Raw genomic sequence first — 13,612 nt, 5'->3', positions numbered from 1 at the left:
CATGGTTTTACTCACTGGTCACGCCGCCATGGACGCCCAAGGCGATGACGGCGCGAAAAAAACGGACCCGGCCTTTTACGGCCGGTGAGCCATCGACCTCGAGTCCCATTCCACGATTAACGTTCACCGCTACGGGTATTTAATTACTATGAATAAACACGTCCTGATTTTCCTGCTGGCCATGCCCCTGGCCATCAGCCATGCCTATGCCGAAGAGGCCCCTGGTCCCGCGGTCAAGATCAGCGGTTACGGCACTGCTGCCCTGACCATGGCCGATACCGACAACGCGCAGTTTGCGCGCCCGAACCAGGCTGCCGGCGCAGGCCGCACCGCCCGCACAGGCGTCGATTCCAACCTGGGCTTGCAGGCCAATGTCACCGTCAATCCCTGGCTGTCGGCCACCGTGCAAGGGCTGGCGCGCAAGGATGGCGAGGACGATTTTGGCGCCGAACTGGCGTGGGCCTTCGCCAAGGCCAAGGTGTCGGACAGCTTCAGTGTGCGCGTTGGCCGCATGGGTCTGCCCGTCTTCATGATTTCCGATTACCGTAACGTGGGCTATGCCAACACCATGCTGCGCCCGCCCGGCGAAATGTATTCGCAGGTTCCCCTGAACAGCATCGACGGCGTCGATGGCACCTACCAGTTCAGCGCGGGCGACACCAGCATCACCACGCAGCTGGCGCTGGGCCGCACCAAGGCCACCCTGGCCACGGGTCCCGCTTCGACCGTGCAGGTGGAAGGCAAGTCCATCGTCGCCCTCAACGTGGTGGCCGAACATGGTCCCGTCACCGTGCGTTTCGGCCGGGCCGAGACCAAGCTGACGATCAACGATTCACCGAGCCTGAACACCCTGATGGGCGGCTTGCGCACGGCCGGCAACGGCTACAAGATCGCCCAGCTGGGCGCCCTGGCCGATGCGCTGGAAGTCAAGGACAAGAAGGCATCGTTTACGTCCGTGGGCCTCGGCCTGGACTGGAACAATGTGCTGCTGCAGTCCGAATATGCGAAGCGCAAGACGGACAGCTATGTCAGCGACAGCACCTCGTGGTACGTGATGGGAGGCTACCGCATCGGCGCCTTCCTGCCATACTACAGCCACGCCAGCCTGAAGGCCGATGGCCGCGTGAACAACACCGTGCCCGCATCCTGCCCTGCCGGCTATCCGGCCGCCTGCACGCCGACCCTGCGCGCCCTGTCGGCCGGCGTCGACACCCTCGCTTATATGCGCAACCAGCTGGAGCAATCGACGGACAGCATCGGCGTGCGCTGGGACTTCCACCGTTCGGCCGCGCTGAAAGTGCAGATCGACCGCATCAAGCCGAAGAATGGCCCGGGCCTGTTCGTGCAAGCCAAGCCAGGTTTCCATGGCCCTGTCACGGTGGCTGCCGCCGCCATCGATTTCGTTTTCTAAGGAGCGCCGCATGAAACCATTTATTGTGAATGTGGCTGCCTTGCTGGCGCTGTCGATTAGCGTGCCCGCCATGGCCGAAGTGGTCGTGGTGGTCAATCCCAAAAGCGCCGCCGGCGCCATGACGAACGAACAGGTGGCGCAATTTTTCCTCGGCAAATCGACGGCCATGACGCCGATCGACCAGCCGGAAAGCGCCCCCGTGCGCGCCGAGTTCTACAAGAAGGTGACGGACAAGGAACCATCGCAAGCGAAAGCCCTGTGGTCCAAGCTGGTTTTCACGGGGAAGGCGACCTTGCCGAAGGAAGCGGCCAATAGCGCCGACGTGAAGAAGGCCGTGGCGGCCGATCCGAAAGCCATCGGCTATATCGAAAAGAGTGCCGTCGACGGCACCGTCAAAGTGGTGCTGACGGCGCCATAAAGCCGGTTCGGGCCGCGCGTCATGCGGCGGCCCGATAACTCATCAACATCAGGAGACAGCAATGAGCATCAAACGCAAGATATGGGCGCTGCCTGTCGTCTCGGCCGTGATTTTCGGGCTGGGACTGGCCGTCAGTGCCTATCTGTCCACGGCCACGCTCAATTCCATCCACGCTACCGAAAGTGCCGACTATCCCGTGCTCGACATGGCCAAGTCGCTGACCCTGGACGTGGCAGCCGTCGGCGACGCCCTGCGCGATGCCGTCAGCGAAGGCGACAAGGAGCGCATCGGGCAAGTCGGCGGCCAGGCCGTCAAGCTGCGCGCCAAGCTGGACGTCTTTGCGGCGATCCCCGGCCAGCGCGAACAGGGTGCGCGGCTGGCAAAGGAATTCGATGCCTACTATGCGCCGGCGCTGAGCGCGGCGCGCATCATGCTGGAAATGGAAGAGGGCGACCCGCAAGCGACCGTGGCGCGCATGCAGGGCGCGCTGGCGGTGCTCAACACGGACCTGGCAAAGACCAACGAGCAGGCGCAAGCGCAGTTCAAGCAGGGCATCGAGCGCAGTGCGGCCAACGTGCGCAATGCGCTCAATACCAGCATCGCCGTGGCGCTGGCCGTGATCGTTTGCCTGGTGGCCGTGTCGCATTTCGTCGTGCGCGCCATCTGGCAGCAGCTGGGCGGCGAACCGGAATATGCGCGCCAGATCGCGCGCGCCGTGGCCGATGGCGACCTCTCGATGCACATCGAGACCGAAGCGGGCGACCAGGCCAGCCTGCTGGCGGCGCTGAAGGACATGCGCGCCAAGCTCGGTGGCATGGTCTCCGACATCAAGGCATCGGCTGAAACCATCCAGGTGGCCAGCGCTGAAATCGCGCAGGGCAATGCGGACCTGGCCGCGCGCACGGAATCGCAGGCGGGCAGCCTGGATCAGACGGCGCGCAGCATGGATAGCCTGACTTCCACCGTGCGCGACAACGCCGCCAACGCGGGCCAGGCGCATGCACTGGTGGTGTCGGCCTCCTCGGTTGCCGTGAAGGGCGGGCAAGTGGTCAGCCAGGTGGTCACCACCATGGGCGAGATCAACGATTCGTCCAGGCGCATCGTCGACATCATCGGCGTCATTGACGGCATCGCCTTCCAGACGAATATCCTGGCCTTGAATGCGGCCGTGGAAGCGGCGCGCGCGGGCGAGCAGGGACGCGGCTTTGCCGTGGTGGCGTCCGAAGTGCGCAACCTGGCGCAGCGCAGCGCGGCAGCGGCGCGCGAGATCAAGCAATTGATCGGCGATTCGGTGGCCAAGGTGAATGTCGGCTCGAAGCTGGTCGACGAGGCGGGGCTGACCATGGGCCAGATCGTCGATTCCGTGAAAAAGGTGGCCGACATCATGGCCGAGATCAGCGCCGCCAGCCAGGCGCAGAGCGCCGGCATCGGCGACATCGGCGTGGCCATCGGCAGCATGGACCAGATGACGCAGCAAAATTCCGCGCTGGTGGAAGAAGCGTCGGCAGCGGCCGAATCGCTGCAGGAACAGGCCGTGCAGCTGGGCACGGCGCTGGCCGTGTTCAAGCTGGCGCAGGGAAGCGCGCCGGCGATCACCACCTTGCCAGCGGGACGGCGGCTGGCGTTGACGAAGGCGGCTTAAACCTTCAGGCCGAACGGTTCGTCGATGCTGTGCGCTGGTTCAGTGAACCAGCGCGGGCCGTTTTCTGTCATGTAAAAATGGTCTTCGTGGCGGATGCCGAATTCGCCGGGGATGCAGATCATCGGCTCGTTCGAGAAGCACATGCCGATGTCCAGCGGCGTCGTGTCATTGCCCACCAGGTAGGGCCACTCGTGGATATCGAGGCCGATGCCGTGACCCGTGCGGTGCGGCAGGCCCGGCAGCTTGTAGCCGGGGCCGTAGCCGTCCGCTTCCAGCGAGACGCGCGCGGCGCGGTCCACGTCGCCGCAGGGCACGCCCAACTGTGCGGCGGCGAATGCGGCTGCCTGCGCGGCCTTTTCGCTGTTCCACACGCTGCGCTGGCGTTCGCTGACGGTGCCAAATACATAGGTGCGCGTGATGTCGGAAATGTAGTTCATCACCTGGCAGCCCGTGTCGATTAGCACCGTGTCGCCCGCCTTCAGGGTCTGCACGTAATTGACGCCATGCGGATAGGCCGTCGCTTCGCCGAACAGCACGATGCAGAAATACGAGCGGGGCGCGCCCACCTTGCGGTGCGCGCGCTGGATGAATTCTTCCACTTCCACCGTCGTGATGCCTTCATACAGCATGCTGGCCGTGGCTACGTGCACGGCCAGGGTCATGTCCATCACGCGCTGCATCAGGGCGATTTCCGCCGCTGACTTGCGGCTGCGGCAGTACGCCGTCACGGTGCGTGCGTTTTCCAGCGCGTAGCCGGGGGCCAGCGGTTTGATGCCGTCGTAGATGAAGAAGGCGGCGCTTTCGCAGATGCCCACGCGCGGCGGTTGATGCGCATCCTGGGCGATACCCATGCGCGCCAGCACGTCGACGAACAGCTGGTACGGGCTTTCATGCTCTTCCCAGCAATTGACTTTGCCTTCGATGAGCATGAAGCCCGTCAGGGTACTTTCCTCGAAGGCGGGAGCAATGTATTCGATCTCGCCGCTGGCCGGCAGGATAGCGCCCACCATGCGTTCGCTGGCATACCATTTGGTGCCCGTGAAATAGGTGAGGTTGGCGCCCGCGTTCACGTAGATCGCGGCGATGCCCTGCTTTCGCATGAAGGCCTGCGCCTTGGTGATGCGTTGTGCGTGTTCGTCCTTACCGATGGCGACCATGCCGGATGTCATGTCCGACAGCGATGCCAATGCCTGTTCGATGGAAGTGCCACCTATGCTCATGCTTGCTCCTTTGTTCGATGCTGAATATGGAATGCGGGCATGATATCAGTTCGCGCTTTTCGGCTTGAGCCCGGGCGCGCCGCCGGCGGCATCGGGCTGGGCCAGCACCAGGTCGTGCGGATACGTGAAGTGCCAGTCCGCGTAGCGTTGCTTGCGGCGCAGGCTGGCGTCTTCGTCGAGAAAATTGTCCTGCTTGATGGGGAGCTGCGGCGACAGCGAATGGATGCCGACGATACGTCCCTCCTGGCGCAGCACGCCCCATTCCGCTTTGCCCGTGACGGGGTCCGCATACAGACGGCGCAAATGCCGCCGGGCGTTGGCGAAGCGCGGGTCGCGCAGCAGTTCCTGCAGGGTCAGCGGATAGCGCGGGCGGCCATCGCCCGGCGTGCTGTTGTAGTAGCGGCCCAGCGCATTGCGAAATTCATGGCCGATGAACAGCAGCTCGCGTTCCTTGTCGCGCCGCGCAGCCGTGGCATGCAATTCGCTGGCCAGCACCAGGCCCACGCCCATGAAAGCGACCAGAATCAGGGTCCAGATATACGCGAAGCCCCGTGCGCGGCGCTGGAAACTAGAGCTGCTCAAACGGGATGCCCTCGCGCGTCTTGCCCTTGGCGCCGCTGCGCACGTCCGCCACGCCGCCAATTTCGCCATTGGGCGAAGGGATCAGCTGCCAGGTGGCGCTGGACTCCGTGACGGGGTCCAGCGGCACGCTGCGGAAGTAATGGTGGGTCACCAGGTCGGCCAGCGCGGCCGGATACTCGCCCTTGTCGGCATAGTATTTATCGAGGCCGCTCCTGAGCACCTGCAGGTTTTCCTTCAGGGCGACTTCCTTGGACTTTTCCACCGAGCCGAAATAGCGGGGAATGGCGATCGTCAGCAGCAGCGAGATGATGGCCAGCACCACCAGCAGTTCGACCAGGGTAAAGCCGCGCCGCGGGCCAGTTGTCTGCATGGCGATCACCATTCCTTGAGCGGCACGCCGTTCAGGCCCACCTTGGTCGAGCGCGAGGCGACGTCAAACACGTCTTCGCCTTCGCTGGGATTATCGGGCGGCGAAGCGTAGGCGCGCTTGCCCCAGCTGTCGGCCGCGCTGCCGTCTTCCCTGGACAGGAACGGGTCGCGCGGCAGGCGGCGCAAAAAATAGATGTTCTGCTTCGAGGGACTGCGTTGGTCGGGCACGCCCTCGACCAGTTCCTCGAGCTTTTTCGGATAGCCGGATGCGCCCAGCGACAGCTTGATGCGACCATTGTCCGAAGCGCGCTTGTAGGTATCGATCGCTTCGCGTATCTCGATCAGCGCGCTGCGCAATTGCTGTTCCTTCGCCCGTTGCAAGGCCACCTGCGCCATCGGCACGGCCACCGTGGCCAGGGTCGCCATGATGGCCAGGGTGATCATCAGTTCGATGAAGGTAAAGCCTTGTTGCTTCATTGGCCACCTTTGCCGGACTTGTCGCCTGCCGCTGGCGCCTCGTCGCCGCCCGTCATGGGCGAGCCGCTGCGTGGGGCGGCTTGCTCTGGCGCGGCGATGGCCTCGGCAGAGCCGCCGACGCTGGCACGGCCGCCCACGGATGCCTCGGTGCCGGAGTTGAATTCGGCCGTCATCAGGTCCGGGCGGCGGATGCTGCGCAGCAGGCGCGGCGTGATCGACAGCACGATTTCGCTGCGCATGGCGTCGTCCTTCTGGCTGCCGAACAGGCGGTTCAGCACGGGCAGTTCGCCCACGCCCGGCACCTTGTTGGCCGTACCCCGGTCTTCGTCGCTGATCAGGCCTGCCAGCACCTGCGTTTCGCCGTCTTTCAGGCGCAGGACCGTCGAGGCGCTGCGCGTGCCGATCTGGTAAGCCTGCGTGCCCGTCTTGCTGATCACTTCCTTGACGACGTTCGACACTTCCAGGTTGATCTTGATGGCCACTTCGTCGTCCAGGTAGACGTTCGGTTCCACGTCGAGCTTCAGGCCCACGTCGATGTAGTTGACGCTGTCGGAACTGACGCCGTTGTTCGTCGTGACGGTGATGACGGGCACGCGGTCGCCGATGAGGATCTTGGCCTTTTCCTTATTGCGCACGCGGATGCGCGGGTTGGCCAGGATATTGCTGTCGCTGTCCGTCTTGTTGGCGTTCAGGGTGACGCCGCCGATGCCCAGGTTGATATTGTCGCCATTGATGCGGTGCAGGTCCGCCACCTTCAAGCCACCGAGGCCTCCCGTGCTACCTGCGACGCCGGCCAGTGTCAGGCTAGCCTGGTCCGGCCAGCGCACGCCCAGTTCCATCAGGCGCGTGCGCTTCACCTCCAGCACTTCCACCTCCAGCATCACTTCCGGGTCGGCCAGGTCCTGCACGTTGATGATGCGTTCGGCCATGCGTACCATTTCCGGCGTATCGCGCAGCATGATGATGCCCAGGCGTTCATCGGTGACGACATCCTTGGCCTTGAGCAGGGTCTTGATGGAAAACGCCACCGTCTTGACATCCGCATTGGCGAGGAAGAAAGTGCGCACCACGAGCTGCTGGTAGTCCTTCACCTTTTGCGGCGTGTTCGGGTAGATCGTGATCGATTTATCGCTGGTGACGCTCTGTTCGAGCTGGTTGGCGCCCAGCAGCATGGCGATCGCCTCTTCGATGCTTGTGTCGCGCACGGAGATGGTGGCGCGCAGGGCGGGGTCGACTTCCTTGTCGAAGACGAAGTTCAGGCCCGACACCTTGCTGAGAAGATCGAACACGGAGCGCAGCGGCGCGTCGCGAAATTCGAGGGTCACGGGTTTGCGGTAGGCGGCCGCCAGCTTGCCGCCGGATGGCAGATTTTTTGACTGCGCCTCGCTGATGCGGCTTTTCAGGGCCAGCGCCTCGCGCTGTGCGGGCCGTTCCTGCAGCACCTGGCGCAACGCTTCCTGCGCCTGCGCGATATTCGCTTCGCCGCCGCGCTGGTAGCTGGCCTGCGCTTCCTGCACCAACTTGCGGTGACGTTCCTCCTGCGCCACGCCGGCCAGGCCCCGCTGCGCCACGTCGTTGCTGGCATCCAGCGCCAGCGCCTGCTGGTACAGCGCTTGTGCCCCGGCCAGGTTGCCCTGCTGGCGCAGCGCTTCGGCGCGGCCGTTCAGGTTATTCAGCGCGCGCATCCTGCCATTCGTGACGGCGATGCGGTACTTGGCGTTGGTCGGTTCGGCTTGCGCGGCCTGTTCCAGCAGGGCCAGGCCCTGTTCCGTGCGGCCCGCTCCCAGCATGGCCTGGCCGTCGTTGTAGGCCTGGTTGCCGGCGCAGGCGGCCAGCAGGGACAGCATCGGCAGCAGGGCGATGACAGGGCGTGACATACGTGCGGCGCGTTGTTTCAATTGAGGTCCCCTACGGCGAGTGTCTGTTTCAGGTTGAGCGGCAGATAGGTAAATTGCAGTGCGCCCTGCACCACGCCGTCGAAGCGGTAGCGCTCTTCGAGCGTGTCGCCTGGCCGCGCCACCACGTTGCGTTCGCCCGCTTGCAGGAAGTAGGCAGCCCTGCCTTCGTCGACGAAACGGCCAACGAATTGAAAGGGCAGTGGTGGCGGTGCGTTCGCGTCGACGGCGGCGACAGTGCGCGTGGCCTGCGCCGCCTGCTGGTCGAGCATGATCTTTTTCGGCGTATCGGGCTGCCAGCTTTGCTTGGAAAACAGGGTGGCCGCTTCGTCATCGTCGAGCGCGCGCCGCGGATGGATCGCCAGCGGACGGCCAGGCGCCGGCGCGGCGGCATCGGGAAGCACGGGTGCTGGCGTCACCCGTTCCACCTGGCGCGTGGTGGCCGTGGCCGGTCCCACGATGCTGCCTTCATCCTCGGGTGCGAAGAGGGCTGCCAGCAAGGTCGCCACGGCGGCGCCTCCCAGTACGACTTTCTTCATCGGCGTACCTCCGCCTTTTTCACCAGCAGGATGAACTGGATGCGCGCGTCGATCTCGCCCGCCTCGATCTGCTCTCGCTTGAACAGCACGGAGTCGAGCGTCAGGGTGGGCAGCTCCTGCAAGGCGTCGACGATGAACGTTTGCAGCTGCGCGTATTCGGCCTTCACGGGCAGGGTGATCTGGTAGCGCAAAAAGGCCGTATTGCCATCTTCCTGCGGCTTGTAGTCGGCCTTTGCCAGGGTGACGCCGCTCTTTTGCGCCACTTCCAGCAAGGTTTTCAGCTGGTCGGGAATGCTGTCGTGCGCGGGCAGGTAGGCGTGAAAGGCGGCCAGGCTGTCCGCATCGGCATCGAGCGTGATTGGTGCCGGCGGCAGCGCCGACTGTCTGGCCGCAGCGGCCAGTTGCGCCGCCAGTTGCCGCTGGCGTGCGGCCAGCGCATCGCCCTGCTGCATGGCGAAAGCGGCCAGCGCCAGGCAGGCCGCGCCGAGGGCGCTGGGCCAGCCCAGGGTACGCCACAACCGTTGCGCTTCCCACTGCAGGCGCGGCGGCATGCGCAGCTGCAGGCGTGGACGGGCCACGGGCGCGCCGGCTTTGAACACGGGTTTTATTGCCGCCATTGCGCCTCCAGCTGAAAACGGTACGGGTGTTCGGGCGCGTTGGCGTTCATCTCGTGCTTGAGCAGATACACAGAGCTGAACATGGGCTGCTGGTTCAGGAAGGCCAGGTAATTGAGCATGTCCTGCGGCGTTTCCGCTTCGGCGGCGATTTTCAGGACGCTGGCGCCATCCTGTCCTTGCTGCGCATTCAGGTCCAACCCCAGCAAGGCGATGCGCACGTCGCGCGGCGGCTGTACCGTCCTGACCAGGCGCGTGACGGGCAAGTTAAGCTGGCGCACGGCGGCAGCCACCTGTTTCAGTTCGAGGTCGCGTTCGCGCTGCTGGCTCGCCGAAAGGGGCGCGCGCACGGGGCGCGCGGGCTGCAGCTGCGCCAGTTGCGCTTCCAGGCGCCGCGTCTCCTGCGCCTGCACCAGCCAGTACACGGCGGCCGGCAGCAGCATCAAGCCGCCCGCCAGGCACAGGGCCAGGCGCCAGCCGCTGAACGCCCGCGCCGCGCCGGGAGGCACGAAGTCGATGCGGCTCAGGCCCATGCGGCCTCCCGTATCAGGTGCGCGGCGCTGGCCACGGCAACGGGCTGGAAGCGCGCCGGCAGCGCATCCTGCGGTTCGCCGCTCAGATCGAGCAGCGCCACTTGCTCGATCGCGTCCAGCTGCGGCGCGCGCAAGTTCCAGCGCCGCCACGCCCGATCCAGTTCGTCGCTCCAGGCGGCGCCGCAGGATTGGCTATGCAGGCCAGTGATGCGCCCGCCGCCCGTCGTTGCCAGCAGCAGCCGTCCCGCTTCCACCAGGGCGAAGGCGGCAGGTTTTCCAGCGGCGATGCTGCGCCAGGCCGGCCCGGCGATGGGTTCGATGGAGAGGAGGCGCCGGCCATGCGCGGCGGCCGCATCCTGCACGCCTTGCAGCAGGCCTGCATCGGTGCCGCAGGCCAGGCGCGGCTTGCCGTAGGGCGCATCGTCGGCAGCCAGGCGCCAGGCGCGCGCGCCATCGCCATAGACGGCAGCGAACTGGCTGTGCAGGAAGCGCTGTGCGCTGGCCGCGTCGAGCAGGGCGCCGCTCCACGGCACCATCAGCATGGCGCACCAGCGGCTGGCCAGGCTGACGGCCAGCGGCAGTTTTTTTTCATTGTGCTGTTCGAGCCAGCCGCGCAGGGCGGCCAGCGCCACTTCCCAGCTGGCGTCGGGGTTCGCAATGGGCAGGTGGAAGGTGCTGTCGGACACGGGACGGCCGGCGCGGCGCAGCACGCCGTGCAGTCCGTGCGGCGCCAGGTGCAGGCACAGGGTGGCGCGGGTAAGGCGTTCAATAAGTGACACGATTGAGCTCCGCTAAAGTGGTTTCGCCGCGCCGCACCAGGTCCAGGCCCGCTTCGCGCGCCAGGCGAAAGCCGTTGCGAGCCGCCTCTTCCTTCATCTGGCTCAGGGGAGCACGCGTGCAGATCATTTCGCGCATCGCGTCGTTGAGCATCAGCACTTCGGCGACGGCCTTGCGGCCCTTGTAGCCGGTGCCGCGGCAATGGCCGCAGCCCTTGCCGGCCATGAATTGCCAGTCCTGCACCTGGTGCAGGGCCAGGCCGCTGTCGCGCAGTTGCTGCGCATCGGCCAGCACCTCGGCGCTGGCGTCGACGGCGCAATGGGCGCAATTGAGGCGCAGCAGGCGCTGCGCCACGATGCCGTTCAGGGCCGCCGCGAAGCTGTAGGCATCGACGCCCATGTGCAGGAAGCGCCCGACCACGTCGAAGACGTTATTCGCGTGCACGGTGGTAAATACCAGGTGGCCCGTGAGCGCGGCCTGCACGGCGATCTGCGCCGTTTCATCGTCGCGGATTTCGCCGATCATGATCTTGTCGGGGTCATGGCGCAGGATGGAGCGCAGGCCGCGCGCGAACGTCAGGCCCTTCTTTTCATTGACGGGGATCTGCAGCACGCGCGGCAGCCGGTATTCGACGGGGTCCTCGATGGTGACGATCTTGTCGCGCCCCGTATTGATTTCCGTGATGGCCGCGTACAGGGTGGTGGTCTTGCCGGAACCGGTGGGCCCCGTCACCAGCAGCATGCCGTGCGGCTTGGCGGCCAGGCGGCGGATATGTTCGATGGCGTCCTCGTTCAGGCCCAGGCTTTCCAGGCGCAGCGCCTGCGCCGCCTCCGTCAGCGCGCGCCGGTCCAGCAGGCGCAGCACGGCGTCCTCGCCAAAGATATTGGGCATGATGGAAACGCGAAAATCGATTTCCGCCCCTTTCACGCGCACCTTGAAGCGGCCATCCTGGGGGATGCGGCGCTCGGCGATGTCGAGATCGGCCATCACCTTGATGCGCGAGATGATCTGTTCCGCCATCGCCAGTCCCTGCACCTGGCCCGCCTGTACCAGCACGCCGTCGACGCGGTATTTGATGACCAGGCTGGCCACGTCGCATTCGAGGTGGATATCGCTGGCCTGGAATTTCAGGGCGTCGTAGATGGTGGAGTTCACCAGTTTCACCACGGGGCTGCTGTCCTCGCTGATGCGTATCAGCGAGATGTCTTCGATGCTCTGGTCGAGTCCTGGCACGTCATCCCCGTGCTGCATTTCCTGCATCGCCTGCTGCACGCTTTCCTGCTGCAGCAGATAGGCGGCCAGGTCGTCCGGGTGCGCCAGCGCCACGGTGAAGGGCGTGGACAGGGCGAAGTCGGCCCACTGCAGCAAGTCTTCGGCAAATGGGTTGCCGATGACAAGCACGGGCGGCGTGCCGGGAACGCTTGGGTGCAGCAGCACGCAGTCGCGTTGGGCGCAATCCGTGTAGGGCAGCAGGGCAAAGGCGGGCAAGGCGGCTTGCAGTTCGGCCATCGTCCAGGCCGGATAGCGGAACAGGGCGGCCAGCTGGCGCAAAAAGACTTCGGGCGGCAGGGCCGCCGTTTCCTGCAGCACGGCCATTTGCGGACGACCCTGTTCCAGCGCGCTGGCGTGGGCCCGGCGCAGCATGGCGGCATCGAGCACGGCCCGTTCTTCGTCGCGTGCGTTCATGGCATGATCCTCACGATAACGTTCACGATAAGCTCCCGGCCAGTTCAAAGATCGGCATGTACATCAGCACCACCACGCCGCCGATGACGACGCCGATGATGGTCATCAAGAGCGGTTCGAGCAGGCGCGAGGCCCAGTCCACCCAGCGGGCGAATTCTTCGTCGTGGAACTTGGCCGAGCGTTCCAGCATGTCGCCCAGGCGGCCCGTGTTTTCACCCACTTTCAGCAGCGATTGCGCCACCGGCGTGGCCATGCCGGCGTATTCCAGCGCGGTGGAAAACGGCATGCCTTCCTGCACCGCGCGGCGTGCCTGCGCCAGCTGCTCCTGCTGCGCCGGCAGCAGCATGGGCGCGACCATGGCCAGCGCCTTGTGCAGCGGGATGCCGGCGTGCAGCAGCAGGCTCAGGGCCCGGTAGAAGCGCGCCAGGCGGAATTCCGCCGCCTTCCCGGCCAGCACGGGCAGGCGCAGCAGGCGCAAGATGAGGGCCTGGCGCGCACCGGCATTGGCGATGCCGAAGACCACGGCGCCGACGGCCGCGGCCAGCGCGCCGGCGCACAGCAGCGGATGCGCGGCCAGGGTCTGGCCAAAGCCCAGCAGCATCTGCGACATCCAGGGGATTTCGCGGCCCGAACTTTCGTAGACGACGCTGAACTTCGGCACCACATAGCCGAGCAGGAACAGGGTCACCAGGCCGCCGACGACGAGCAGCATGCACGGGTAGATGGCGGCGGAAATGAGTTTTTTGCGGATGGCGTCGAACTGCAGCTGGTAGCCGACGAAGCGCGCCAGCGCCTCGGGCAGGTTGCCTGAGCGTTCGGCCGCATGCACGGTGGCGATGTAGATGTCGGGGAAAATGTCGGGGAAACCGGCCAGGGTGTCGGAAAAGCTTTGCCCCTGTTGCAGGGTGAGCACGATGGCGGCCAGGGTGGCCCTGGCGCCCGCGCGCGTTTCCTTGTTGTGCAGGGTGGCCATGGCCTCGCCCAGGTTCAGGCCCGCTTCGAGCAGGGCCAGCAGCTCCTGGCTGAATTGCAGCAGGGGCAAGCCCTGCTTGCCCGGGCGCGGCGCGACGCCAGCCTCCTGCGCCGCGCCATCGTCGACGGCCAGCACGCGCCAGCCGCCGCGCACGGCCGCGCGGATCGCCTCGGCCTCGCTGGCGGCGTCGATGGCCAGCGCCTGGCTGCCCGCCGGGCCCTGCACCTGGAGGTGGAACTGCATGGTCGCGTCAGGCGAGCATGGTGGCAGGCGTAAAAATGGACAGGCTGGAATGGGGGAAAGCGCGTGCGGACAAGGTCGAAGTAGGCATCGGTCAGGAACAATCCAAAAAAAGTTCAATTCGTCGCGGGTACCGGCAGCAGGCAAGATGCAATCACTGCCTCAGGGTAGACTGTAATTGCCAGAAAATCAATCGTGCTGTGCGGGCAAGCCTTGTATCGATGGCTTGCCCGCAT

14 protein-coding genes are annotated in these 13,612 nt (G+C 65.4%); 3 read left to right on the top strand and 11 right to left on the bottom strand.

Annotation, left to right across the window (positions count from 1 at the left end; translation table 11 throughout):
• The first annotated feature begins 148 nt into the window (after positions 1–148).
• From BZG29_RS25625 to BZG29_RS25615, 3 genes are all read left to right on the top strand, one after another.
• On the top strand, positions 149–1,411 hold the full coding sequence (locus BZG29_RS25625; RefSeq protein WP_077408579.1) for a hypothetical protein: 1,263 nt from the start codon (positions 149–151) through the stop codon (positions 1,409–1,411).
• Positions 1,412–1,421: 10 nt separating this feature from the next.
• A complete protein-coding gene (locus BZG29_RS25620) occupies positions 1,422–1,829 on the top strand; it encodes a hypothetical protein (protein WP_077408578.1) in 408 nt (135 codons plus the stop codon).
• 61 nt (positions 1,830–1,890) lie between these two features.
• Positions 1,891–3,471 (top strand): methyl-accepting chemotaxis protein, encoded by a 1,581-nt coding sequence (locus BZG29_RS25615; RefSeq protein ID WP_077408577.1) that lies wholly within the window; start codon positions 1,891–1,893, stop codon positions 3,469–3,471.
• On the opposite strand, the gene BZG29_RS25610 is transcribed toward BZG29_RS25615, so the two are convergent.
• The 11 genes from BZG29_RS25610 to BZG29_RS25560 are packed head-to-tail and all read right to left on the bottom strand — an operon-like array spanning position 3,468 to position 13,379.
• Complete coding sequence (locus BZG29_RS25610) at positions 3,468–4,691, bottom strand: Xaa-Pro peptidase family protein (RefSeq protein ID WP_077408576.1); 1,224 nt, start codon at positions 4,689–4,691, stop codon at positions 3,468–3,470. The genes BZG29_RS25615 and BZG29_RS25610 overlap by 4 nt on opposite strands.
• A gap of 45 nt (positions 4,692–4,736) precedes the next feature.
• Complete coding sequence (locus BZG29_RS25605) at positions 4,737–5,273, bottom strand: type II secretion system protein (protein WP_253192702.1); 537 nt, start codon at positions 5,271–5,273, stop codon at positions 4,737–4,739.
• Positions 5,260–5,643, bottom strand: coding sequence for a type II secretion system protein (locus BZG29_RS25600; RefSeq protein ID WP_253192701.1), 384 nt, complete (start codon positions 5,641–5,643; stop codon positions 5,260–5,262). Before BZG29_RS25600 ends, BZG29_RS25605 begins: the two co-directional genes overlap by 14 nt.
• A gap of 5 nt (positions 5,644–5,648) precedes the next feature.
• A complete protein-coding gene (locus BZG29_RS25595; RefSeq protein WP_077408574.1) occupies positions 5,649–6,119 on the bottom strand; it encodes a type II secretion system protein in 471 nt (156 codons plus the stop codon).
• Positions 6,116–7,996, bottom strand: a complete 1,881-nt coding sequence (locus BZG29_RS25590; RefSeq protein WP_077408573.1) for a secretin and TonB N-terminal domain-containing protein — start codon at positions 7,994–7,996, stop codon at positions 6,116–6,118. The genes BZG29_RS25595 and BZG29_RS25590 overlap by 4 nt, the downstream gene beginning before the upstream one ends.
• Positions 7,997–8,013: 17 nt before the next feature.
• The gene (locus BZG29_RS25585) at positions 8,014–8,553 is read right to left on the bottom strand and encodes a hypothetical protein (protein WP_077408572.1); all 540 of its coding nucleotides are present in this window, start codon (positions 8,551–8,553) and stop codon (positions 8,014–8,016) included.
• Positions 8,550–9,170: a type 4a pilus biogenesis protein PilO gene (pilO, locus tag BZG29_RS25580; RefSeq protein WP_077408571.1), complete on the bottom strand. Its 621-nt coding sequence runs from the start codon at positions 9,168–9,170 to the stop codon at positions 8,550–8,552. The genes BZG29_RS25585 and pilO overlap by 4 nt, the downstream gene beginning before the upstream one ends.
• The gene (locus BZG29_RS25575; protein WP_077408570.1) at positions 9,158–9,700 is read right to left on the bottom strand and encodes a hypothetical protein; all 543 of its coding nucleotides are present in this window, start codon (positions 9,698–9,700) and stop codon (positions 9,158–9,160) included. Before BZG29_RS25575 ends, pilO begins: the two co-directional genes overlap by 13 nt.
• Entirely contained in the window at positions 9,691–10,479 is a 789-nt protein-coding gene (locus BZG29_RS25570) for a hypothetical protein (RefSeq protein WP_077408569.1), read from the bottom strand. Before BZG29_RS25570 ends, BZG29_RS25575 begins: the two co-directional genes overlap by 10 nt.
• Positions 10,466–12,163 (bottom strand): GspE/PulE family protein, encoded by a 1,698-nt coding sequence (locus BZG29_RS25565; protein WP_077408568.1) that lies wholly within the window; start codon positions 12,161–12,163, stop codon positions 10,466–10,468. The genes BZG29_RS25570 and BZG29_RS25565 overlap by 14 nt, the downstream gene beginning before the upstream one ends.
• Positions 12,164–12,185: 22 nt before the next feature.
• Positions 12,186–13,379, bottom strand: a complete 1,194-nt coding sequence (locus BZG29_RS25560) for a type II secretion system F family protein (RefSeq protein WP_077408567.1) — start codon at positions 13,377–13,379, stop codon at positions 12,186–12,188.
• Positions 13,380–13,612: the final 233 nt, after the last annotated feature.

The sequence above is a fragment of the Janthinobacterium sp. LM6 genome, from assembly GCF_002002885.1.
GTDB lineage: Bacteria > Pseudomonadota > Gammaproteobacteria > Burkholderiales > Burkholderiaceae_D > Janthinobacterium > Janthinobacterium kumbetense.
This window is presented reverse-complemented; position numbering and strand designations above follow the sequence as displayed.

What these genes read in the sequence shown, in the direction of transcription:
- BZG29_RS25600 (WP_253192701.1), bottom strand. Translation starts at nt 5,643, where the DNA reads ATGCAGACAACTGGCCCGCGGCGCGGCTTTACCCTGGTCGAACTGCTG.
- BZG29_RS25565 (WP_077408568.1), bottom strand. Translation starts at nt 12,163, where the DNA reads ATGAACGCACGCGACGAAGAACGGGCCGTGCTCGATGCCGCCATGCTG.
- BZG29_RS25575 (WP_077408570.1), bottom strand. Translation starts at nt 9,700, where the DNA reads ATGGGCCTGAGCCGCATCGACTTCGTGCCTCCCGGCGCGGCGCGGGCG.
- BZG29_RS25560 (WP_077408567.1), bottom strand. Translation starts at nt 13,379, where the DNA reads ATGCAGTTCCACCTCCAGGTGCAGGGCCCGGCGGGCAGCCAGGCGCTG.
- BZG29_RS25620 (WP_077408578.1), top strand. Translation starts at nt 1,422, where the DNA reads ATGAAACCATTTATTGTGAATGTGGCTGCCTTGCTGGCGCTGTCGATT.
- BZG29_RS25590 (WP_077408573.1), bottom strand. Translation starts at nt 7,996, where the DNA reads ATGTCACGCCCTGTCATCGCCCTGCTGCCGATGCTGTCCCTGCTGGCC.
- pilO (WP_077408571.1), bottom strand. Translation starts at nt 9,170, where the DNA reads ATGGCGGCAATAAAACCCGTGTTCAAAGCCGGCGCGCCCGTGGCCCGT.
- BZG29_RS25625 (WP_077408579.1), top strand. Translation starts at nt 149, where the DNA reads ATGAATAAACACGTCCTGATTTTCCTGCTGGCCATGCCCCTGGCCATC.
- BZG29_RS25585 (WP_077408572.1), bottom strand. Translation starts at nt 8,553, where the DNA reads ATGAAGAAAGTCGTACTGGGAGGCGCCGCCGTGGCGACCTTGCTGGCA.
- BZG29_RS25615 (WP_077408577.1), top strand. Translation starts at nt 1,891, where the DNA reads ATGAGCATCAAACGCAAGATATGGGCGCTGCCTGTCGTCTCGGCCGTG.
- BZG29_RS25610 (WP_077408576.1), bottom strand. Translation starts at nt 4,691, where the DNA reads ATGAGCATAGGTGGCACTTCCATCGAACAGGCATTGGCATCGCTGTCG.
- BZG29_RS25595 (WP_077408574.1), bottom strand. Translation starts at nt 6,119, where the DNA reads ATGAAGCAACAAGGCTTTACCTTCATCGAACTGATGATCACCCTGGCC.